Source organism: Methylocystis sp., from assembly GCF_021731785.1.
GTDB lineage: Bacteria > Pseudomonadota > Alphaproteobacteria > Rhizobiales > Beijerinckiaceae > Methylocystis.
In genome coordinates, this window is sequence record NZ_JAKFWS010000007.1 from 44,989 (window position 1) to 66,609 (window position 21,621).

Genomic DNA, 21,621 nt, shown 5'->3' on the forward strand with positions numbered 1-21,621 from the left:
CGAATGCGAGTGCAGGATAGGCTTGCCGCCAGCCGTTTTTAAACACTCCGTCCCTTGAGAGGTCGAAGCAAACGCATGGCGTTTTTGGGATTTCAGATCGACGACGCGCTCGCTGAAAAATTCGCGGCGCTGGCGGCGACCGATGGCGGCAAATCGGCCTTAATGCGGCGTCTCGTCGAACGAGCGGTCGGCCACGGAAGAGCGCCCGCGCATGCGACGATAGCGACAAGCGCGTCGCGCAAGGTGACGATCAGATTGAGCGAAAGCGAGCTGCACCTTCTGGCGACCTTCGCTGCGCAGCGCGGCATGAACCGCACGCAGTGGGTTGCATCGCTGGTAAGGGCGCGGCTCGGTTTTCCGGTGCAGCAGACGCCTGACGAACGTCAGGCGTTACGAGCCGTAGCGCGCGAACTGAACCGCATTGGCGGCAACATCAACCAGATTGCCCATGCCGCCAATCTGAATAGGCTGATTGGCCAATCGGTGAGGATCGAGGCCGAAGCGATCCAAGAGGCTTCGGCGCGAATCGAGGCCGCTCTCGCCGAACTACGCGGCGCACTCAGGCGAAACGCCGATTATTGGCAGGGCCGTGGATGAGCGGCGAGGGCGACCGCGACCTCGAATTACCGCCGATCTCCTATGTCTGGCGAACGCCGGTTCGAAGGCCGAAGCGCGCGAAATGGGAGATACCTGATCCTGTCGACTGCCGGAAGCTCACCCCCGCCATGCGGGCCAAGTTGCAGCGGATCGTCGCCAAGGCGGCTGAGGTGATGGTCAAGATTACCGGTAAAACCAAGACCGTCGCCCATTTGAAATCACACCTCGAATATATCACCCGCAACGGCGAACTGGCGGCCGAAACGGAAACCGGCGCGGTAATGCACGGACGGCAGGGTTTGCGCGATATCCAAGAGCGGTGGGCAGACGATGCTGAACTAGATGGCAGTCGGCGTCGGGACGGGCCGTTGTCTCATAACATCATTTTATCGATGCCGCCCGGAACCGACCCGATGGCGGTGAAAGACGCCGTCCGCGCCTTTGCGATCGAGACCTTCGGCGGTGAGCATGACTATGTCTTTGTGCAGCATCTCGACGACGAACATCCGCATGTCCACCTCACCGTGCGCTCCCTCGGCTACGACGGGAGGCGGCTCAATCCTCGCAAGGCCGATCTCGCGACATGGCGCGAACAATTCGCCGGCGAATTGCGATTGCGCGGCGTCGAGGCTGAAGCGACGCCGCGCCGCACACGGGGCAAAGTCAAAAAAGCCGAGCGCGGCGTCGTTCGCGTGATCAGGGAACGCGGCGAGCTGCCCCGCGTGGAGCGGCTCTCCCGCGAGGAGACCGTCAAGGAATCGCGGAGGGGAAAACGTTCGGCGCGCCCTTGGGAGGCAAAGACGCGGGAAAGGCAAGCGGATGTCAGAGAGGCCTATCGCCAACAGGCCGAGGGCCTGCGGCGTTCTCAGAACGCCGCAGACCTCGAACTCGCAAAGCAAGTGGCGCAGTTCGTGGCGGATATGCCCGAAGTTGAAACCAAACGCGATTCCCTTCTCAAAGAATTCGCCAAGGCCATCGGCAAGAGCCGGCTGCCGCGAGTTGGAAAAAACAAGGATAGGTGAGGGCCTCGGTCGGAAAGGCGATCGGTGCGCCCCGATCCCCTATGCAATCGACGGTCACAATCGTTCGCTGGACACAGCGAGAAAGTTGGTTAGGGGTCGGGCGAGGGAGTCGCGCCAATCAGTTGCGAGTCTTCCCCTTATAGACGCGACCTTTGCTCGCTGGTCGCTCCTTCTTCGATTTCGGGGTCGCCGGACGCTTCGGGCCTGGCGCGTCCGCGTCACGGTTCGGCCACCGCCGCTCCTGTGCGTCGCCAGGAAACTTCACGTTGTCGAACTTGGCCATCGCGTGGCGCTTCAAGACTTTCCCCCCGCGCCAGGCATGTAATGACGTGAGCCGGAATTTTCATTGCCAGTCGTTCGGAAGATGCGCAGCGTCGGCTCGCGCGTCCACTCAGCAGGCGTTCACTTGAGATCCGCGGCGCGCTTGTCAGCGCGCCTTGGGCGTGCGTGTGGGGTTTTCACGGCGCTAATCTAACGCCCGGCTCAATAGGGATTAGGCCGCATGATGAGTCGGCGCAATCGTCAGCTTGAGGCCGAGCGCCTTGATCACTTTCAGCACGGTGGCCAATTCTGGGTTGCCGTCGGCGCTGAGCGCCTTGTAAAGGCTTTCTCGCGACAGGCCGGCGTCTTGGGCGATTCGCGACATGCCCTTCGCCCGAGCGATTACGCCGAGCGCATGCGCGACGATCGCGGAATCATTGCTTTCCAGCGCGTCCTCCAGATAGGCCTCGATCGCTTCGGGGCTGTCGAGATATTCCGCGCTGTCGAACGCCGATGTTTTCGTGGCCATCGTCACTCATCCTCCAACTCTGCCGCCAGTGACTTCGCTTGCGCTATGTCTCTTTCTTGGCTGCCTTTGTCTCCGCCGTACAGCAAAACCACGACCGTCTTTCCGCGTCGCACGAAGTAGACCCTGTAGCCTGGGCCGAAATGTATCCGCAGTTCGCTCACGCCCTCTCCAACCGGCGCGACGTCGCCAGGGTTGCCGAGCGCCAAGCGATCGATTCTCGCGACGATCTTCGCTTTGCCGCGCTGATCTCTCAGCCCTGTAAGCCAATTCTCAAACGCGTCCGTTTTCCGAACTTCGAACAGCATTTTGTATCCTATAGGCTACGCGATAAAATGTCGAGAGCCAACGAGGGGACGGTTTCTACGTGATTGCATGGCACTGTCGCGGCGGCGAAACTTTTAAGTCGACTCAAACCGCCGCAGGCGCCGAAACGGAAAAGCGAGGGGGCTTGTAATCAATCGTGAGCCGAGATTGAGCGCATCTACATAGGCCAGTTCGGAATTGCGCGAGTGGACAATTGGATAAGGTTAGGCGAGCGACGCAATCCATCGCGGAGGGCGGGCGTCATTTACGCCCCCGCCAAACTGTATCGCGTGGTCGAGCCAGGCCCGGAGGAACCGTGCAGGATTGACGAAATTTATCGACAGAAACGCAATCAGCCCGCCACTAGAGAAGCCCTCCGCAATAGTGAAACGGGCCATTATGCGGCCCCGAGTTGCGTCGCTTCACGAGCCAAGAAAGGGAAGGCCCGGCGTCAGGGCCGCGTCGAAATCGCGCAGGAATTTCGCGACGTGCGCCCTTTCGGTGATCGTCAGCAAACCGGCCTTGTCGGCGCGCGTGAAGGGGATGTTTTCGGCGTCCAACTTGGCGAACGTGCCGGCAGACAGAGCGGGAAACTCGATTTCGACGCCGCCCATGGCGAGCAATTTTTCGCGCGTCTTGCCGCCTTTCGCGACGCCCTTTGCGTCGGTGAAGCCATACCAGAATGGAAAATCGCTCGGCGGTTTGCCGTGTTTGAGGTTGATCACCGCGACGTGATCGGCCCTGTCGCCGATCAAGCTCAACCAACGAGCGACGGACTGAGCGGCGCCGACGTCGGGCGAAATGACGTGAAATAGCGCCAGCCTGTAGCCATGAGCTTCGAACGCGTCGAGAAGGCCGTCCAGCCCCTCGCCGCCGTCGACGATCCGCGTGAGATCGGCCAAGAGGCCGCCGGCGAGATCGTGAACGTAGAGCTTTTCCCCAGACTCGATCGAGTCGAGCAGAATGTTGCGTTCATCATCGGCCCGACCATTGTAATAGCCGACGCCTTCGACAGGATTCTGCACGCGTTCGACGGCGCCGCTGGCGTCGCGGCTGCCAAGAACGCGCGCGGTCGCGCCGACGCTGCCGTCGGCGTCATAGGCCGCGACGCGCTTGCCGGTGGCGCGGAGATGATCGACGAGCGTGCGCGTAAAGACGGATTTGCCCACGCCGCCTTTCTCATTGGCGACGAGCGCCACGCGCTTGACCGCGGCGGGCAAGGCCGCCGCGCGAGGACGAGGTTTGACGGCGGCGGCAGTAGCAGTAGCCATGTCCGAATGTCCTTTGCTGTCGGGGTTAAGCGTCGCGATTTGGCGCGACACTGAGTCTTGCTCGTTACACATCGTCATCGAAGCGATGCCCAAGAACGTCCTTCGCAGCTTTTCGAGCTTGCGCCGGAGGCTTCGTCGCCAATAGCGAAGGAGGCGTCGCCATCGTTCTCGCCGCATCGGCTGTCCTTGAGCCAGATTTAACTGTCGTCGTTTTTGATTCGGCGGACGCGATGGGCGCGATCTTCTTTTTGCGTCGATCGGAGGGACGAGCGCGCGCTTCGCTGATGTATTTGTTCAATGTGCGGCCGGCGATGGCAAAGCCATTGCTGCGCATGATCTCAGCGAGTTCCGCGCTCGTATATCCTTTTGCGCGGAAAGCGAGCAGATCCGGCAGCAATTGCGCGACCGCGGCTTTGAGAGGGCTGCGGGAGCCTGCGCCTTTTCTCGCTGGCGCCGAGCGTAACGCCGATCGCAAGGCTGACACTTTATCGGAGGTCGCCAGGCTTGCTTCAACCGCGTTTTTGTCCACAGCGTCGCCGTCCTTCAACCTTTGCGCGATCGTCATGTGTTTTGCTCTATGTTCAGTTGAAGAGCGCGGGAAATACCAGCTCGGGGTGGCGCGACGATCACGAATCGAATCAAGATGACGTGCGACGAAAATATCGCGCCATTTGCGACGAGATCGCGGCGTGAATAATGAAATCTTCAAATATCGCGCCGCACGCAGCAGCCTGCATGGCGGACGTTATCGATTCCTATCGGCGCGCTCTGTGCGATCGGCATCTCTGGTTCTTCCAGCGGACTTCTTTGCCGACTCCCGCGACTGCTTGGTTTTTCCCTCGACGATTTCCGCCCGATCGAAGCGAGCGCCACGACGGCGGTGGTGCGCCATCCGCTCGCGCGCGGCGTCGAGAATGCGCTTGCGCGCTTCGGCGTCTTTGGGGAAAGCCGCAAGCGCGATGCGCTCAATGACGGCGAGATGCGAGCGGGCGTTGCGGTCGTCCGCTCCGCTATTCGAATTCCGCTCGGTTGACGGCGACCGCCGAGCCGGCGCTCCTGCGGCTTCCCGATTGCGTTCGAACGAACGCTGTTGGCGATGTTCAGTTCGTCCTTGCATCTTGACGAGCGCGGCGCGATCGAGCTCTGACGGCTCATAGCCTTTCGTCTCGATCCCGCGCGCGGAGGCGGCGAGCCAGGCCTCCCGCCGAAATTCTAACGAGCCCGTCAGCTCGATCCTTTCCCAGCCGCGATGCGCGGCGATGGCGACCAGGTCACGGACGATTTCGACGTTCGCGACGAGCGTCACCAAGCGGCCGTGGCCCGCCTTCGCGACGAGATATTCGCCGTCGCGATCAGCGTAGATTCTCGCCTCCTGCGCGTCGACCTCTACCACGTAATATTTGCGGCGCAGATGCGCGGGTAGAAAATCGAATTCGGCCGCGCCGCTCGATCCCGAAGCCGAGAGCCGATCGGTTGCGTGTTCCCGCCGATCGTCGTCGTCTTGCGGCGCTCGCTTCAACTCGAAGGCGCGGCCGTCGTCTTTGTTCTTCTCAGCCACGGCTCATCTCCCGGGTTCGCTTGCGCCGCTGGCCGCGTCCAGACGCGCCCTTGGCGCGCGCGTCTTCGCTCTCAAGGGGCTGGGCGGCGCTCGAATTCTCGCTCGCCTCAGCGGCTTCCGAACTCGCGTCATAGCGGGCGGCGCTGTCGATATAGCCCGCGACCCAGGCGTTGAGCGCCTCCTCAGAGACGTTCTCCAGATCGAGCGGCACGTCGCCGAGACTTGAGAGCGCGTCGGCTGGGATCGACGCCGGGTCGTCGATTTCCGGCTCAGTCAATGGGCGGCGAACGATGATAGCGCGCAATTCGGCGACGTCCTGTTTCAATTGAAGAACCTGCGAGGCGAGCGCTTCATTGGTAGGCGCCGGCATCGGTTCAATGATCGGCGGCGGGAGCAGCCGGGCCGTAAAGCGGCGATCTTCGTAATAGACCAGCTTATCGGCGAGGATCGGCGGAACCCCGGCCATCAACACGAAGGCCTTGCCTCTGGGCGTGAGTTTCAATTCCTGTGGCAGGAGGAGGGGACGCCGATGATCCGAGACCGTCTCGGAGCGGGAGCGATTGGAAAAGCCCCAAGGCCGCGAGCGGCTCTTCGCCTCCACCGTCTGCGTTCCGAAGCGTTCCGAGAGCTCGACGGCGACGTCGTGCTCCTTTGGCGTAAAGACGATCTCGACGGCGTGGTTGGTCAGAAAATTCTTGGCTTCGTCCGCGCCATAGATCGCGCGCAATTGCGAGGGGCTTTGCAAGACAGTTAGCAGCCTGACGCCATATCCGGCGACGAAGGCGACGCTCTTCGCCAGCACCCCGACATGGCCGAGAGAGGGGAATTCGTCGAGGAGTAGCAGAAGCTGGCGCGAATGCGCCGGATTGTGCTCGGGCAGTTCGCGGGCGTTGAGATCGACCACCTGCTGGAAGAAGAGATTGAGGAGCGGCGCCAGCCGGTCGAGATTGTCGGGCGTCACCGCGAGATAGATCGAAATCGCCTCCGAGCGCAGCTTGGCGAGATCGAAATCGCTCGCCGATGTCGCCGCGTCGATGCGCGGATTGAGCCAAAGCCCGAGGCGGGCGGTCACGGTCTTGCGCACCGATTGCAGCGTATTCTCTGAAGCCGCGAGAAAATCGTTGAGCGCCGCGATGCAAGAGGCGGAGAGCTGATCGGTGCCCGCCTTTCGTGCGCTCAAGACGCTCTCGAAATGCGCCTTAACATCGCTTGCCGCGGTCAATTGGCGCAGGATTTCGCCGATAGTGAAGGGGAGTTGCGGCGTTTCGGCGATATAGCCGCCGATGGCGATGAAGGCCGAACGCGCCGCTTCCGTCCAGAAGGGATCGCCGCGGGGTTCGGGCGGGAACAGCATGCCGGCGATCCGCTGCAGATCGTCGTAGAGGTCGGCGGGATCGCGGCGCACGAAGGAGAGCGGGTTGTAGCGCGCAGTGCGGCCCTCGGGATCTACGGGATCGAAGAGATAGACATTCTGGCCGTGCGCCGCGCGAAAGCCTGCTGTCTTGATAAAATTCTCCCTCTTGACGTCGAGAACGACGACGCTGTCGCTCCAGGAAAGGAGATTGGGGATGACGACCCCGACGCCTTTGCCGGATCTGGTCGGCGCATAGACGATGACATGCTCTGTCCCGCCGAAGGTCAGGAGCTTGCCGTTCACTTGAGCAAGCAAGAGACCGTTTTTGGCGCGCAGGCCCGCCGCTTCGATCTCGCGTGGCGTGGCGAAATGCGCCGCGCCGTGCAGCGGCCGCGGCCGGACGCGTAGGATCATGCCGAGCAGGCCGAACGTCGTGATAGCGCCAACGAGGAAGCCAATGGTCAGCCAGCGGTCGAGGCGCTTGTCTGTCCCGAACTGCGGCGCCAGCGTCAGAATATCAAAGAGATGCAGCCCGCCGTCATGAGCGCGCAGGCCGAGCAACAGCACGTTCGACGCGACGAGGAGAAAGATCGCCGCCGCCAAGAGCGAAAGACTTATCGGGAGCGCCAGGTTCGGCCGGGATCGCGCCCATTCCGGGTGCGCCATCTTGCCAAGAGCGGAGAAACTTGTGAGCGATCTCGATTCAGAACGCATTTCGGCGCTTGGCCTCGGGATCATAGTGGATTTCCGTAATGCGGTAGCGGCCATTGCTGCGGCTCATCTGCACCACGACGTCGACCGTGAGATGCAAGAGCCGCCTGATGTCCTCGCGAGCGAGTTCGCGCCCCTCGGCGCTCTCCTTAACGAGTAGGGTCAACTGTTCGAAGGCGAGCCGCGCGCTATCGGCATGGACCGTGGTGATCGAACCCGGATGACCCGAATTGACATTGCGCAGATAGTAGAAGGCCGTGCCGTCGCGTAGTTCCTGCAGCAGGATGCGGTCGGGCCGCATGCGCAGGGCCGATTCAAGCAATTCGCGCGGGCCGATCTTTGCGACGCCGGAGCCATCTTTGGCGTAAAGCAGCCGGACATGGTTGGGCTGCGGAATGGTGAGTTCCGCCGTGTCCTCGATAGTGAGGATGCGCTCATGATCGGGGATCAGCGCGGCGAGACCTTTGGCGAGCGTCGTCTTACCCGAACCTGTTGCCCCGGAAATGACGATGTTGCGCCGGCCGGCGACAGCGCGTTCGAGAAATTCGCGCCAGTGGCCTGAATCTCTGAGCCGCACAAGCGCCTCTTCGTCGTTCGAGAGTCCGCCGCTTGCCTGGCGAACATCGGCAAAAAGCGAGCGGCGTTCGAATTCCTCGAGGGTCATCGTTGCCGCGGCCACTTTGCGGATCGTGAGGCTCACCGTGTTTGCAGGGACAGCAGGCGGAATGACGATCTGGCAGCGCTCGCCCACCGGCAGAACGGTCGAGACGATTGGATGGTCGGCGGCGATATCCTGGCGAGTGAAGGCCGCGGCGGCGGTCGCGAGGTTCATCAAATGCGAAAAGGCAAGGCCCTTGCGCACATGGCGCGTCCAACCCTGCGGGCCTTCGGTGAAGACTTGGCCCGGCCGGTTGACGACGATCTCGGTCAATTCGGGGTCGGCGAGGAGATCGGCGATCGGCTCGAGCAATCGCAGCAGGACGCGGCGCTCGGCCGATGATTCGGCGCCATTCAATCGGTCCGTCGCAAGAAACTCGTCGAGAACGGCCGCTTCTTCGCCGCTCATGGCTTCGTGATCCGTTGCGGTCCTAGGATGCCGCCGGCAATCGCGCGGTCAAGAATTTGCGTGCGCCCTTCGATGATCCTCAGGCGATAGACAGAAGAGAAGTCAAGGTCGCGGGCGACGAAGACCGAAACGAGTTCGCCTTGATTCTTGTAGAGCGTTGGCGGGATATTGATCGATTGTTCGGTGGCGATCGCCGCGGCGCCTTGCCCCGAGTTTTGGATCGAATTCACTTGCACATTGGCCTGCGACAGCCGAGTGGCGGCGATTTGTCCGGCGTCGTTGACGATCGACAGCAAAAGAGCGCCGCCGAAGCGCTCGAAGAAATGATTGTCGATTTCGCCATCGAATCCGGAGCGCCCAAGCGCGTCGGTCGCCGGGCTCGAGAGCGCCACGATCACGCCGGTCGGCGTTTTTGCCCGGGTCCACAGGACGAACATGCGCCTCGATCCGCGTCGCAGAGTGCTGCGATATTCGCCGACGATTTGCGTCCCTTTCTCCATCAGCACGACTTGGCCGGAGTCGGACATGACATCGCGTTCAACAACGCAGGAGACGAACCCGGCTACGTCCGACGACATAGCTGTCTCCAAGACGCAGGGGATGGCGGTTCCCTGCGTTACCATGAGATGACGATTGGGGAGGCGCGCCGCGCGCACGCCTTCGATCGCGGTTGGCCTGAGGTTGCTCGCGAGTTCGTTGCGAGCCTCAGAAGCGCCGTAGCCGTTCGCGTAAATGGAGCCCGTCGGCTCAGCGTCTACGTCTGGAAACGGGACCGTCGGCGCGCCGGATCTGGCTTGCGGCGGCCGATTGAAGGCCAGCACAGGCGCGCGCCGCGCGCTGTCCATGAGTTCATCCGCCTTGGATCGCTCGGCTGTTGCCGGGATCGCGACCGGAAGCGCGACCGGCTCCATCCGGGCGATTGGCGGATCGCGCGGACGTTCGAACGCATTCGCCACGGAAATCGTCGGCTTCTGTCGTGCTTCTACTTCGGCTGGCGTGCGCTTCCAGCTCGCCCAAAGCACGAGGCCACACAGCGTGACAAGTCCGATGACGCCCAATCCTTTGCGCCATGGCAGCTGCGCGTCTCCAACGGAGGAGACCGGTGTGATGCGACGCTCCTGATCGAGTGGCCCGGGTGCCGGATCTTCATTCATTGTTTTCGCTCTTGAAGGTGATTGCGATCGTCATCGCGTCCGCGCGGCGCGCCGTGGCAGCCGGGCGACGCTGGGGCTCGTCGTTCGCGTGATGTGATTGACGCCTACAGGGTCGAAGGCTTCATTGAAGATGCAGAGAACCTCTGCGCCTTGGCGCAGGCGCAATTCACGCCCGACTGCATGGATTACGACGAGTTCGCCGCGCGCATCTTTCGGCACGAGACTTTCCGTCCCATCGGAGGCAACGAGAAAGATCGCCGGCACCTCGCGATTGCCCTCAAAGCGCAGCGTCGTCTCCTTGCCATCGTCATAAACCGCGTCGGGCTCCAGATTCGGCGTCCCCTGCGCCGAATAGCTCCAATTGCGCGGCGCTGTGGCGTTATGGAGCGCGAAGACTTCATCGACCGCGCGCGCCTCCATCTCGTTGCTCCTCGATGCGGCGGCGTAGTGGCGAGCCTCCGCCTCGTCGCCCGGATAGGCGAAGCGGACCATGAAGTAGCTTTCGCCTATTGAGCTTTCAGCGATTGACAGCTCGAATTGATAGGAGCGCTTGCGGCCATCGCGGCGCGTCGTCACCACCTGCAAATTGGTGGGTGGGTGCCTTTCGCGCGGTTTCAGGAAGAGGATGTTGCCCGCCGGCGCGACTTCCCAGGAGACGGAATCGCCGATCGCGACATGGGCGATTTCTTCGTCCTCTGAAAAGACCACCTGGGTCGAGGCGCGGATGACGCCGTTGATTTTGACCACATTGAAGGGATCGTAGGCGACCATGCGCATGCGCGCGTCGCGCGATCCAGCCATCGGTTGTTGCAGGGCGAGGCTCGGCAACGGCGCGAGCAAAAACCCGCACGCGACCATCGCTATGGCGCGAGCGAAGGAGAGTCGGTTCATCATGGCGCGGTCTCTGGGTCTGACCGATATTCGGAGACGAGAAAACCGAGAGGGTTGATCAGGCGATCGGAAGAGGAGATCGTCGCCTTCTTCTCGAACAAGAAGGCGACCGTTGTGATCCAATGAGAAATCTTAATCTCGTCGCCATGACGGACTTCGCGCAGATAGCGCACTGAAGCCAGATTGGGACCAAGCAGCGAAATCGCCTTGATGCGGATTTCGGCGACGCCACTCTTGCCATAAGCGACTTGAGGACTGTCTGGATTTGAGCCGCGATAAAGGGTCGAAAACCGTGTCTGCTCGCCCTGCGTCGAGAGCAACGAAATAGTGCGGAAATTCGTGGGCGCCTCGATGAAACTATAGCCTTCCCGCGCTCGCACATATTGAGCAAGAAAATATTTTGCGATCGCTTCGTCATAGGCCTGCGGCTGGTCCTTTAGCGCGGAAACCACATCGACAATGCCGGTCGCATTGTCGACGCGAATAACGAAGGGCTCGACGGTCTTGAGCGGAGTGAGCGCCGCGACCGCGCCAATTGAGACAAAAGCAAGAGCCGAGGCCGCCGCCGCGACGCCCCAGGCGGTGCGCTTTGAGCGTTGCGCCGAGAGGAGAAGATCCTGCTCCCAGAGGCGAGCGCGTTCAAAATATCCCTTCAAATCGCCGCTCTCAACCATGGTCTCTATCCCCGCAGCGCCGCGTCGAAGCGGCGATATCGAAGATGGGGAGAGCGGCGGTTCGCTCGTTCGCATGCGCCCTGTCGATTTCGCCTTTGCGGATGATTGGCTCGCCAACAGCGGGTGGTATAGCCGGCGCCGGCGTCTCGATCGGCGCAGCGTTTTCCCAATCCCACATCGACCGGTTGAGGGGCCGCCGCGTCCACCCGTCGCAGGAGGGCGCGCTCGCGCCGGTGAGAGTCGCGCAACCGGTAAGAGGCGTGGCGAGCGCCAGCACCAGAAATCCCATTCGTGCCCTCATTTCGTCTCCGAAAACCATGACCATTGAGATGGCGAGTAATGCGTTATTCCGCGGGAGCGTGGCGGATGCTGCCGCCTCTCCGCCTTCGTTGCAGCGCCTGCAACGACCGTGTTGCGGCGACGTGAGCGCCGGCATAGGCGCCGATCGTCGCGCCCAGGGTTGCGGTGGTCGCGGTGGCCGCCATCCAGCGGTTGAGCATGTGGGCGGCGAGCGATGCGCCGCCGCCGGCGAGCGCCCCAGCGATTTCCGGCAATTGCAGAGCGATATAGGCGGCGAGGCCGAGCACGGCGCTGATCGCTACTGCGCCGACGATCAACTGGCCGCCAGTCGCGGCGTTGGCGCCATATTTGTCGACGAAATGTCCGACGGTCGTTAGCATCAGCCCGATCAACGCGACGACGAGAACGTGCAGGATCACGAAATTGGCGAGCTGACGCGTCCAGGCTTCACCGAAGGTGCGCGTCGCCTCGAACAGCATGAGCGCGATAAAGATCGGTCCGAGCGCCAATACGAGCGCCAAGCCGACCTTGGCGTAGAGCATGATCGCGAATTGCAGAAAACCGCTGACGGCCGTGAAGACTAATAGGATGGCCGCGATGAGCGCCGGCACGATATCGGTCAGACCGGCTTGATCGTATATTTTCTGGGCGACCGAAATTCCTCTGGTCAGCAGTTGGTCGAAAGGCTGGCCTGACTTCATGTCGAGCCCCCCGCCGGCGATCGCGCCGCTGATTTCCTTCGGCAGCGACTCGAAAAAGAGCCCCGTTACATATTGCTGATAGGAGGCGGCGTTGGTCGCGAGCAGGATGACGGAGACGATACGGATCGAACGCCAAGCGAAATCGAGAATCGGTTCCTGGATCGCGCCGCGCATGACCGCGATCCCATAGATCACGACGTACAGCATCACCGCGACGCGCAGTGGCGCATCTACGTAGGAGGTGAGATTTTGAACCGAGTTCGACACGAATAGCGTAATCGGCTGTTCGAACTCTCTCAAAAATTCGTCGAAAACCGTGACGGCCATGCTCAGTGGCCCTCACGCGAGCGGCGCAAGGCTTCTTCGCGCCCCCAGACGAAAATCTGCTTTTGCGCTTGATCGGCGTTTATGCACTCCGCCGTCTCGCGTAGCGCGCCCGGATTGGCCTTGCATCGCCGTTTCGTTGCGTCGTGCTCGGCCTCGTGCTCGAGATACCAGGCGACGTCATGGACCGGTGCCGCCGTCTTCGGTACGGCGTCAGAAGAACTGGGTTCCTTATTGCATCCTGCGAGGCAGGTCGCGATCAGCAGAGTCAAGATAAGCGTCTTCATTGGAGGGCGGCCTTCATTTCGTCGATTGTTTGGCGCCGTCGTTCGTGTTCGCGCTCGACGTCCATGTCGGCTTGCGCGCGCTGAACCATTGCGAGGCCTTGCAGGCGTAGCACGTCGTTTTGCAGCAGCGCCTGTTCGGCCTGAAGGCGGGCGGAAAGATCGAGCACTTCCTTGGCGTCCTTGGAGGCGCTGATCTGGCGGCGCAGTTCCTCGAGTTGATCGATGCGCCGAGAGGCCGTGTCGTAGACGGCCTGACCGAGCGAGTGCTTGGCGCCCGTTTGGCGGGCGATGCGATCAAGCTCGGAGGCGTAGAAAGAGTTTCCTGGGTTTTCCGTATAGACGCGGTTTTGCGAAAGATAGCTATCGATGGAGGAGCCGAAACCGCCCGAGCCTGATCCCTTGATAAGACCCTCGATCTGCGAGAATTCCCCCGGCAGATATTTGCGGAATTCCGACGAGTTCAGGAGACTTGCGACGTCATTGGCGTTTGTGAGCCTGTTGAAGGAATCGTAGAGTTGTTTCGCCTGCGAGAGCTGATCCTGCGCGACTTTCAATTGCGAAGTGAGTGTCTCGACCTCTTTCTTCATTTCGATCAGCTGGTCGAATTGGCGGGCGAAGACGCTCGGATCGAAAACGACCTGACTTGACGCCGGAAAGGGCAGGGCGGACATGATCACGAAGGGAATGAATCGAGCAGGCGCATTCATGCGAGCCCCTTTCGGCGAGGGTGAAAAAGTGGGAGCCAGTTCGCCGGATCGTCGCCGACCTCCGCGCGCAGCTGATCGAGTAGCTCGACGGTCGCGGTGCGCCCGGAAAGGACGGCGAGGATGTCGTCCATTCCCTTGAGATCGAGCTCTGCGACCACCGCGTCGTGGCCTTGTTTCAGAAGGAAGCGACGGCTTTCGGTCGAAAGCTCTTCGCGGATGAGCCTGAATTCCGTCTTGGTAAGATGGAAACCATCGACATAATCCCGGGCCTGACCGCGGGCGTTCGGAAAGAAGATTTGCGTCGGGCATTGCTCGACGATCGTATGGGCGATCGGCGAGGCCAGCGCATCGCGCGGCGATTGCGTCCCGAACACCATCACGCCATTCTTCTTGCGGATGGTCTTTAAGCCGTCATTGGCAAGATCTCGAAAAGCCTCGTCGCCGAGCGCCTTCCAAAATTCGTCGATCGCGATGATGATGCGCCGGCCATCGATCAGCTCTTCGACCCGTCGAAACAGAACCATCATCAGCGGCGTGCGGATCACCGGGTCGTCGAGGACCTCGGTCATGTCGAAGCCGAAGGCGTGGGAATCGATGCTGATCGCGTCTTCGTCAGCGTCGAGAACCCACCCCAGCGCGCCGCCTTTGCACCAGCGTTCCAGCCGCGCGCCGATTCCTTCCGTGTCGCGTTGGCCAAGAAAGACGCGCAGCGCCGAGAAGGAGCGCTCATGGCGCGGCATAGCGCTCAGCGCCAAGAGGCCATTGTCGATCCTCTGTTCGTCGGCGACCGTTAGCGGCCTTCCCTCGACGCTGACGAGCTTGCGCACCAGCGCGCCGAGGAAGGCGAGGTTCGACGGCGTCAGATCGAAGCTCTTCAAAGGCGCGCAGCCGGTAGGCCTGCCGCTCGCCAGGGTCAGGTAAGAGCCCCTGATCGCCCGAATGAAGAGCTCGGCGCCGCGATCCTTGTCGAAGAGGACGAGCTGGCAATCGAGCTTCTCCGCCTGCGCCAGGGCGAAAGTCAGGAACGCGGTCTTGCCAGACCCCGAGGGACCGCAGATGAATGTGTTGCCGAGATCGCCGACGTGGAATGAGAAATGAAACGGCGACCCCGAGGCGGTCTTCAACGCCGCGACGGCGGGCCCCCAATGATTGCCCTCGGCCTTGCCTGAAGGATAGGCGTGGAAGGGCGAGAGCCCCACGAAATTACGCGAAGTGATCGCGCCGGCCCGCGCCCGGTATTTAAAGAGGCCCGGTAATTGCGCCCAGAAGGCGGCCTCTAACCCCAGGTCTTCGCGGGCGACCACCGCTCCGGCGTCGGCGAGAATGCGCCGCGCCTGGCTCATCTTGTCAAGGAGAGCCCTTGGCTCATCGGCTAGGATCAGAAGCGACAGATGATGATCGCCCATGACGAAGCGGTTCGATTCAAGATCATCGAGCGCCGCGTCGAGCTCGCCAATCTGCGAGGCGGCGGGATCGTTCGTGGAGAGAAGCTGATTCTGCTTGCGCGTCATCACCGTCTTCGCTTCCGCCTTGCCAAGGAAAGCGAAGCTCTGCGCTAGGACGAGTTCGAAAGGCGCGGCGAGAAGGCCGTCGAGCAGGCCCGGCCTGGTCGTCGCCGGATAATCCTTGAACGCCAGCATGCCGGCGTAGCGCGAACCGCCGGGGCCGCGGATTTCGATCGTCTCGCGCCCGAAGATCAGGCGGTTGGCATAGAGGGCCGGTCCGATCGGACCTTTGACGAGCGGGAAGGGGAGCCGCTCGCATGCGACGAGTTCCTGGAGGAAGGCGCCAGTCTCGGAAAAGATTACGCCGCGCTGTTCAATGAGGCCGAGGCGGCGAGGGCCATAACGATCGAGCGCCGCCATCAGATCGCGCGAGACGTCATCAAGCTTCTTTAGCCCATATGCGTCAATTTCGACGCGGGCGCGCTCTGCGCGCGCGAGGCGTGAAAAGAACAGCGAGGCGCGCTCAGTTGCGTCACGTCCTGGATGCCAGACGAGCGTCAAATAGAGCTCGTTGCTAAGAAGCGTCTCGGAGATGAGCCGCGCCCGATAGGCTTCATCGAGCTCGCGTGCGAACGCTGAGCGAAAAGAGCCTTTAGGATAATCTGCGGTCCGCCGGCGGATGACATGCGTCCACAGCGCCAGCCGTTCGTCAGCTATGTTGCGCAGAGTCAGATTGAGCTTAGCGTGGAGGTCGTTGAGATCGGCTGCGTCGGCTGTCTCGAAGGAGACGCCGGAAAGTCGAATCGTAGTGATTAGCGCCCGCGTGGAGAGCGAGATCACATGCTCGGTGACATGGCGTAGGTAGGGGAGGTGAGCGCCAGCCTCCACCTCTCGCGCTTTGATACGCGCAGCGACGCTAGCCATGAGCGAGCTCCTCGGCGCGGAAGCGGCGCACGAGCCGCAATGGCGTGCAGGAAGAGCCGCCCCAAAGATTCGCATTGCGGTGACGGCCCCGCGTCTCAAACCAGGCGAAAAGAATCCGGAATTGATTGGCGTCACGCCGGCAGACGAGCCGGCAGGCGAAGTGGATCGGCAAGGCGGCCAGCCCGTAAAGCAGGCTGCCGGCCAAGACGAATAAGATCGACGAGAAGATGACGTTGAGGCCCATGGCCTCCATCGTCACGCCGAGGATCATGGCTGGGCGCGTGCAAGCGAGAAAAAGCGTGTCCTCGACGAGGCGTTCGTCGCTCATGAGCCGTTCCGATCAAAGAGATGGAGGGAAAGAGACGCAGCTCTGCGCCTATCTGCCAGTCAGCGTCGAGACGATCTCGGCGGCGCCGAACAGGATCGCGACGCCGAGAATGACGTAGCCGGCGCGCCTCAAGTCGAGATAGCCGAACATCCAAGTCATGCCGGTGATGATAATTGCGAGCGTGGCGAGCAGCTTCGCGACATTGCCGGTGAGCGCATCGACAATATTCTGGAGAACTCTTTCGACATTGGCGCTTTGCGCTAATGCGGGTTCAGTGAGAACGAGCGTGACAGCAACGCTGGCGAGCAAATGAAAGGAGAGATGACGAGGAAAGGAAAGCATCATGGATTTTGGACTCCATTTGAGACGGCCAGATATGGTTCGCAGGCGGCATTACCGTGGGGAGGGAGACGCCCGATAGACAAGGAGCGATTTTCCGGAGCCGCCGCCAAACACGTCCCATTGCTTTTTGGGCGTCTCGTGCGACTCCGCTAGAGCGGCGAACTCTTCTGGTGGAGGCGAGCGCTCCTCGCGATGATAAAATTCATCATTAACGGAAAGCTTCGCGCCTGCCGCGCTCGGAACAGCCGGGGTTTTCTGTCTTGAAAAATGTTTGGGGTCATCGTTGAGAATCTGCGCGGCGGCGCGCAGCGACGGGCAGCTCTCGAAGGCGTCCGCGACGCTGATTCCCGTCTTGTCCAAATCGCCAAATGTTAGACCGGCGAGACCGAGCCGCACATTTTGCTTGCCGACTTTCGCCTGCATCGCCAGAGCGATAGCTTCGTCCTTGGACGTCGCGAGTATTTTGATCGGCTTGCTCTCATCGATCGTGAGCGAAAGAGGCTCAAAACCGCTCGCCGCTCGCACGATCTCGATCAGCGGCACTATGTCGACGCGGGGCGCGCAACGTTCAGTGAGCGCCATGAAAGCTGAGAAGTCCATTCGGTTGCCTCCGCGGCGTCAGGCGGCGTCGCGCTGCGCTTTTAGTCCGAGCTGTCGTGGGCGGATGTTGACGGCGGCGCTGGCGCGGCGGCGGTTTAGTGAGGCGAAGCGCATCGTTCAAAATTTCCGAATCACGGATGAATTCGGGCGCAGGGAACCAGAAGCGCCGCGGCGATAAACCTGCGAAATTTCACAGGAGTTATTTAAGCGCGTTCACAAAATCGCCGCATCATGATCACAGACACCATTCGCAAATTGGCGGCCGTCTTCAAGGATTGTGGATGCGGTTGCCTGAACGGGGAGCGGGGGCGCGTCGAAGCAACAGCGAGGGGCCCAAAAATGCGGCGAGTTGAAAATGCTTTTCAGGAACTCATCGATGGCGTCAGCACAGCGTCTGACAAGGCGGCGTTTCGTGCGGTCGCCGATCGGGCGACTCAAAGACTGGGCTTTCGCAGTTTCGCTTACCTCGGACTCGCCGAACATGGCCACACATTGATTTCGACATATCCGAAGCAATGGACCACGCGCTATTTGAGCCAACGCTACGATCTTATCGACCCGGTTCTCATCCGCGCGCGCCGCGACCGTGATCCTTTTCGCTGGAGCGGCCCGCAGATGGCGAAGGGTCGAGGAGGCCAAGTCAAACGGTTTTTCGGCGAAGCGGCGCAGTTCGGAATAGAACGAGGCGTCACCATCCCGATTCAGGCGGGCTTCGATCGGTTCGCCCTTCTCACTTTTTCGGCTGACAAGCATGGTCTCGACCTTGACGAGAAGGCCGCGAAGGCATGGGACATTTTGCAACTCATGGGCATGTATTTTCATGCTCATGTCGAAGCCGCGTTGAAACTTCCCGTGAGCCTTGACCCATCGTCGCCTTTGAGCCAACGCGAGGCGGAATGTCTCGCTTGGACGTCGCGCGGCCGCACCATGGATCAAACAGGCAAGATCCTCGATGTTAAGACGCGCACCGTCGCCTTTCATCTCGACAGCGCGCGCGCCAAACTCGACGCCGAAAATGTCGCGCATGCCGTAGCGCTGGCGTTGAGGCGCGGGCTGATTCCATGAAGGATTGCGGTGCGACGTTATCGAGCTGTAGCATGAAGGGAGACTGGATCCGGTTCTAAGACCGATACGACAGAAGGATGCAGAGACGCTGTCCTATGGGCTGTCTCGCGTAACTTCACGCTTCTGGGCTACCGCCCGCATCCTTCACATTGGTATTGGTCTCCTCCGGAACTGTGAGGTAGCCCAATGCGTCGTCGAAGGCGACAAGTGTCGTGAGAGCTGATTTCAACTCCGCCGTCGCCTCGCTCATTGCGAAGCGGATATTGTGCAGCCGGGAAATGGCGTTCTGCCCTGCTTCAATGAGAGTTGATCTCGCGTCCGAACTAACAACGTCAGAGGTCAACTTTTCGATGCGGCCACGCCATTCGTCGAGCGCCTGCTGCGCAGTCGCCTCTTCCTTTTCCAACGCTTCGACCTTGGCGAGTGCTTTGCGATAATGACTCAAAGCTTCTAGAGCTCTCTTTTCGAGATCAACATTCTCGTTCATGCGCTCGCTTCTCTGACCGGGCTGAAGAGGACGTCATTTACGCCTTGTACCCGTAAAAGGATTTTTAACGCTGAGCGACAGGCTAGTGGTTCACCGTTCCCGTTGGTGTTAGCGCGACGCGATCGAGAATTCGAACAGCGCTGGCATAGTGACGTCTGGGCGTTCTTTGGCGAGCCGACTGTGTGCGAAGCTCAGCCAGATGCGACTGCCGACCACGGCGTTGAGGATGAGCACGTCTAGAGCCGCCTCCGCGCCGATTGGATCCGCCTCGGCGGCTCCTTGCTTTGGCTGAATGGCAGTTTTGCATTATTTTTTTGTTGGCGCTTAAATGAGGATGGCCGGGGATTTCGCCGAGGTGGCCGATGACAAAAGATGCCGCTGTTCAACTCGCTATACTCACAAATGCGTTGACGGAGATTGTCGATTTGACAGCAGCTCGAGCGACGTCCGGCGCTTCTTCGGACGAACTCCTCAATAGAGCGGTCGACATCGCCGCGGGAGCGCTAGCAGCGGCCGCAACCTATGGGCACTTACCCCCGTTCATGGACAACGCTGCTTTTCGGGCTGAGGCGCAAAGCTAACACAGGTCGGAGTTGAGGCGAGCGTTTGCGAAGATTTGAAAATGATCAGTTATCGGGACTGTGGAATCTCTCCCACGCGGTCTTGGCAAAACTGATAAGATCCATTTCTCCTTGGCCATAGATTTGGCTGATTCCATTTCCATCACATAGGAGACCAACATTGCTCTCTTCGGCGCAAAGCAAAATTTCCTGAGCCAGGGCCTTTGGCAGGAAAAAGGCGACATAGGGATGTTGTGCCTGGTGTTGATCGCCGAAGGTGCCAGCATTGCAGCTTGAGACGGGAGTAGCGCCATACGCCGATAGCGCGATCGTCGCGGCGGCGACACCGACATCAAGGCCCCACAGCGCCGGTTCGTCGTCAAATGAGATTGCTTGCAGCTCCTCAAAATCTGCAAGCTCTGCTTCGAGGTCTTCGGCGGACTTGAGCCGATTGATGACGGCGAGCTCTGCTTCGAGCGCGGCGTACGTCCTGCCAGGAGAACCCGCGCATATCGAAATTGAAGCGATTACCGGCAAGCGCTCCTTCCTCGTCCGCTTGCTCAAGCTGCTGCTCTGATACGTCGGCAATATCCGCCACATTTAATTCGCGGTGAATTTCGCCAGGGAATGAGCGAGGAACCCAACACATTGTGCGCCTCTCTGAAGGCGTTAGCAGCGAAAGGAGCAATTCACGCCGGGACGACTGAAAAATCTAGGATAAATATCCGCGGGGAAGACTCGGGCGCCAGGCAGAACGTAAAACGAACATTCTGGACATGGCGCCAAATAGGCACCAGCCTTGAGGCATGACTGATTCGCAAAAGCCAGCTGCCGTCCGATCCGTCGATCGCATCAACCTCCGTCTGTGTCCGTCGATGTTTGACGCCATCGACGAGGCGCGCAGCGCGCGCCCAGGAAACGTTTCACGGAATACGTGGATCGCCGAGGCCATAGAAGAAAAACTCGCCCGCGAGGTTGAAGTCAGTCGGCAAAGCATCGAACGGAAGCGGCATGCCTAATTTCTACGAGTTTTTTGCGGGAGGCGGTATGGCGCGCGCTGGGCTCGGCCCACGATGGACCTGCCTGTTCGCGAACGACTTCGATCAGAAAAAAGGGCTCTCCTATCAGGCGAACTGGGGGACTGGTGGAGAGCTGCAGGTCGATGACGTGCGGAAAGTCAGCGCAACTGAACTATGGGGATGCGCTGATTTGGTCTGGGGATCGTTTCCCAGCCAGGATTTGTCGTTGGCCGGCGGGCGGAGCTGGTCTCAAGGGCGAGCGATCCGGAACTTGAGCGTGGAGCGGCCAAGGCCGAAGTGACGGTCGAAAAGATTGTCGCCGAGCTGGCCAAGATCGGCTTCGCGAACATGGCCGACTACATGCGCCCAAATGCTGCCGGCGATCCCTATCTCGATTTCTCGCGGCTGACGCGCGAGCACGCCGCCGCTCTGCAAGAAGTGACGGTCGAGGATTTCACGGAAGGCCGCGGCGAGGACAAGCGCGACGTGCGGCGGGTGAAATTCAAGCTCTGTGACAAACGCGCCGCTCTGGTCGATTTGGGCCGTCATCTCAGCATGTTCCCGACCAAAGTTGAGATGTCGGGCAAAGACGGCGGGCCGATTGAAACCGTCGAGCTATCTCCGCTGGAGGCCGCCAGGCGGCTCGCCTTCGCTTGGGAGAAGGGACTGCGGGCGCTGGAGGAGAAGTCTGAATGAGCGGGCTCGAAATGACGATGGCGGGGATCAATGCTGCGGGAATGATTCTACAGAATGGGGCCGATAGTGGATGCTTTACGTGGAGCTCAGATAAGCTGACAGCTACCGTCTCAACAAACTGGGCTTGGGAGTTTTGTCCACCTTTGATGCCAAAACGGCGAATCTTGGAAAGTGTGTCCCCTCGGTAACAGTGGAATCACGAAAACTACGGCATAATGGAATTGCAATCCTTGCAAACTAGGAGCGGGCTAATGACACAGATTCTTTGGGGTGCGCTGCTTTTTATTGGCCTCGTTGGGCCTGCTGCGGCAGGATTAACGCCATCGGTGCCGGCTCCTGAAGTGGGCGGCGGCGTGGTTGGGATGCTGCTGGCCGTAGGCGCGGTCTACCTGATCAAACGGCGCGGGCGCTGATTATCTGACGGAGGTGGTTATGATCTCCAAGA

24 protein-coding genes and 1 pseudogene are annotated in these 21,621 nt (G+C 60.7%); 6 read left to right on the forward strand and 19 right to left on the reverse strand.

The window, feature by feature from the left end; genetic code table 11:
- Positions 1 to 75: 75 nt before the first annotated feature.
- Both mobC and QZ964_RS01290 read left to right on the forward strand, forming a co-directional pair.
- On the forward strand, positions 76 to 597 hold the full coding sequence (gene mobC, locus QZ964_RS01285; protein WP_292528138.1) for a plasmid mobilization relaxosome protein MobC: 522 nt from the start codon (positions 76 to 78) through the stop codon (positions 595 to 597).
- Positions 594 to 1,619, forward strand: a complete 1,026-nt coding sequence (locus tag QZ964_RS01290) for a relaxase/mobilization nuclease domain-containing protein (RefSeq protein WP_292528140.1) — start codon at positions 594 to 596, stop codon at positions 1,617 to 1,619. Before mobC ends, QZ964_RS01290 begins: the two co-directional genes overlap by 4 nt.
- A gap of 493 nt (positions 1,620 to 2,112) precedes the next feature.
- On the opposite strand, the gene QZ964_RS01295 is transcribed toward QZ964_RS01290, so the two are convergent.
- The 17 genes from QZ964_RS01295 to QZ964_RS01375 all read right to left on the reverse strand — a co-directional run bounded on the left by QZ964_RS01295 (position 2,113) and on the right by QZ964_RS01375 (position 17,349).
- A complete protein-coding gene (locus QZ964_RS01295; RefSeq protein ID WP_292528142.1) occupies positions 2,113 to 2,409 on the reverse strand; it encodes an addiction module antidote protein in 297 nt (98 codons plus the stop codon).
- A gap of 2 nt (positions 2,410 to 2,411) precedes the next feature.
- Positions 2,412 to 2,711: a type II toxin-antitoxin system RelE/ParE family toxin gene (locus QZ964_RS01300; protein ID WP_292528183.1), complete on the reverse strand. Its 300-nt coding sequence runs from the start codon at positions 2,709 to 2,711 to the stop codon at positions 2,412 to 2,414.
- A gap of 423 nt (positions 2,712 to 3,134) precedes the next feature.
- Entirely contained in the window at positions 3,135 to 3,983 is an 849-nt protein-coding gene (locus tag QZ964_RS01305) for a P-loop NTPase (protein WP_292528143.1), read from the reverse strand.
- A gap of 745 nt (positions 3,984 to 4,728) precedes the next feature.
- The gene (locus QZ964_RS01310; protein ID WP_292528145.1) at positions 4,729 to 5,541 is read right to left on the reverse strand and encodes an LPD7 domain-containing protein; all 813 of its coding nucleotides are present in this window, start codon (positions 5,539 to 5,541) and stop codon (positions 4,729 to 4,731) included.
- Positions 5,534 to 7,609, reverse strand: a complete 2,076-nt coding sequence (locus tag QZ964_RS01315; RefSeq protein ID WP_292528147.1) for a type IV secretory system conjugative DNA transfer family protein — start codon at positions 7,607 to 7,609, stop codon at positions 5,534 to 5,536. The genes QZ964_RS01310 and QZ964_RS01315 overlap by 8 nt, the downstream gene beginning before the upstream one ends.
- Positions 7,599 to 8,672, reverse strand: a complete 1,074-nt coding sequence (gene virB11 / locus QZ964_RS01320; RefSeq protein ID WP_292528148.1) for a P-type DNA transfer ATPase VirB11 — start codon at positions 8,670 to 8,672, stop codon at positions 7,599 to 7,601. The genes QZ964_RS01315 and virB11 overlap by 11 nt, the downstream gene beginning before the upstream one ends.
- Positions 8,669 to 9,826 (reverse strand): type IV secretion system protein VirB10, encoded by a 1,158-nt coding sequence (gene virB10, locus QZ964_RS01325; RefSeq protein ID WP_292528150.1) that lies wholly within the window; start codon positions 9,824 to 9,826, stop codon positions 8,669 to 8,671. The genes virB11 and virB10 overlap by 4 nt, the downstream gene beginning before the upstream one ends.
- A gap of 30 nt (positions 9,827 to 9,856) precedes the next feature.
- The gene (virB9, locus tag QZ964_RS01330) at positions 9,857 to 10,720 is read right to left on the reverse strand and encodes a P-type conjugative transfer protein VirB9 (protein WP_292528152.1); all 864 of its coding nucleotides are present in this window, start codon (positions 10,718 to 10,720) and stop codon (positions 9,857 to 9,859) included.
- A complete protein-coding gene (locus QZ964_RS01335; RefSeq protein WP_292528154.1) occupies positions 10,717 to 11,391 on the reverse strand; it encodes a virB8 family protein in 675 nt (224 codons plus the stop codon). Before QZ964_RS01335 ends, virB9 begins: the two co-directional genes overlap by 4 nt.
- Positions 11,384 to 11,692, reverse strand: a complete 309-nt coding sequence (locus QZ964_RS01340; RefSeq protein ID WP_292528156.1) for a hypothetical protein — start codon at positions 11,690 to 11,692, stop codon at positions 11,384 to 11,386. Before QZ964_RS01340 ends, QZ964_RS01335 begins: the two co-directional genes overlap by 8 nt.
- A 43-nt stretch (positions 11,693 to 11,735) precedes the next feature.
- Positions 11,736 to 12,719: a type IV secretion system protein gene (locus QZ964_RS01345; RefSeq protein ID WP_292528157.1), complete on the reverse strand. Its 984-nt coding sequence runs from the start codon at positions 12,717 to 12,719 to the stop codon at positions 11,736 to 11,738.
- Between the two features lie 2 nt (positions 12,720 to 12,721).
- Complete coding sequence (locus QZ964_RS01350; protein ID WP_292528159.1) at positions 12,722 to 13,003, reverse strand: EexN family lipoprotein; 282 nt, start codon at positions 13,001 to 13,003, stop codon at positions 12,722 to 12,724.
- On the reverse strand, positions 13,000 to 13,710 hold the full coding sequence (gene virB5 / locus QZ964_RS01355; protein ID WP_154453935.1) for a P-type DNA transfer protein VirB5: 711 nt from the start codon (positions 13,708 to 13,710) through the stop codon (positions 13,000 to 13,002). The genes QZ964_RS01350 and virB5 overlap by 4 nt, the downstream gene beginning before the upstream one ends.
- Positions 13,707 to 16,079, reverse strand: a complete 2,373-nt coding sequence (locus QZ964_RS01360; protein WP_292528162.1) for a VirB4 family type IV secretion/conjugal transfer ATPase — start codon at positions 16,077 to 16,079, stop codon at positions 13,707 to 13,709. Before QZ964_RS01360 ends, virB5 begins: the two co-directional genes overlap by 4 nt.
- A complete protein-coding gene (locus tag QZ964_RS01365) occupies positions 16,072 to 16,407 on the reverse strand; it encodes a type IV secretion system protein VirB3 (RefSeq protein WP_154453933.1) in 336 nt (111 codons plus the stop codon). Before QZ964_RS01365 ends, QZ964_RS01360 begins: the two co-directional genes overlap by 8 nt.
- 48 nt (positions 16,408 to 16,455) lie before the next feature.
- The gene (locus tag QZ964_RS01370; protein ID WP_154454008.1) at positions 16,456 to 16,749 is read right to left on the reverse strand and encodes a TrbC/VirB2 family protein; all 294 of its coding nucleotides are present in this window, start codon (positions 16,747 to 16,749) and stop codon (positions 16,456 to 16,458) included.
- A 51-nt stretch (positions 16,750 to 16,800) separates the two neighbouring features.
- The gene (locus QZ964_RS01375) at positions 16,801 to 17,349 is read right to left on the reverse strand and encodes a hypothetical protein (RefSeq protein WP_154453932.1); all 549 of its coding nucleotides are present in this window, start codon (positions 17,347 to 17,349) and stop codon (positions 16,801 to 16,803) included.
- A 339-nt stretch (positions 17,350 to 17,688) separates the two neighbouring features.
- Between QZ964_RS01375 and QZ964_RS01380 the strand changes: the two genes are divergently transcribed.
- On the forward strand, positions 17,689 to 18,414 hold the full coding sequence (locus QZ964_RS01380; protein WP_292528164.1) for an autoinducer binding domain-containing protein: 726 nt from the start codon (positions 17,689 to 17,691) through the stop codon (positions 18,412 to 18,414).
- Positions 18,415 to 18,529: 115 nt separating this feature from the next.
- On the opposite strand, the gene QZ964_RS01385 is transcribed toward QZ964_RS01380, so the two are convergent.
- Complete coding sequence (locus QZ964_RS01385; RefSeq protein WP_292528166.1) at positions 18,530 to 18,901, reverse strand: hypothetical protein; 372 nt, start codon at positions 18,899 to 18,901, stop codon at positions 18,530 to 18,532.
- A gap of 626 nt (positions 18,902 to 19,527) precedes the next feature.
- Positions 19,528 to 19,998: a hypothetical protein gene (locus QZ964_RS01390; RefSeq protein ID WP_292528167.1), complete on the reverse strand. Its 471-nt coding sequence runs from the start codon at positions 19,996 to 19,998 to the stop codon at positions 19,528 to 19,530.
- Between the two features lie 474 nt (positions 19,999 to 20,472).
- Between QZ964_RS01390 and QZ964_RS01395 the strand changes: the two are divergent.
- The 3 genes and pseudogenes from QZ964_RS01395 to QZ964_RS01405 all read left to right on the forward strand — a co-directional run.
- Positions 20,473 to 20,752, forward strand: a pseudogene (locus QZ964_RS01395) (DNA cytosine methyltransferase); the annotation flags it as partial.
- Positions 20,724 to 21,176 (forward strand): terminase small subunit, encoded by a 453-nt coding sequence (locus QZ964_RS01400; RefSeq protein WP_367119188.1) that lies wholly within the window; start codon positions 20,724 to 20,726, stop codon positions 21,174 to 21,176. The pseudogene QZ964_RS01395 and the gene QZ964_RS01400, both read left to right, overlap by 29 nt.
- Positions 21,177 to 21,427: 251 nt before the next feature.
- Complete coding sequence (locus QZ964_RS01405) at positions 21,428 to 21,589, forward strand: hypothetical protein (protein ID WP_292528169.1); 162 nt, start codon at positions 21,428 to 21,430, stop codon at positions 21,587 to 21,589.
- The last annotated feature ends 32 nt before the right edge of the window (positions 21,590 to 21,621 follow it).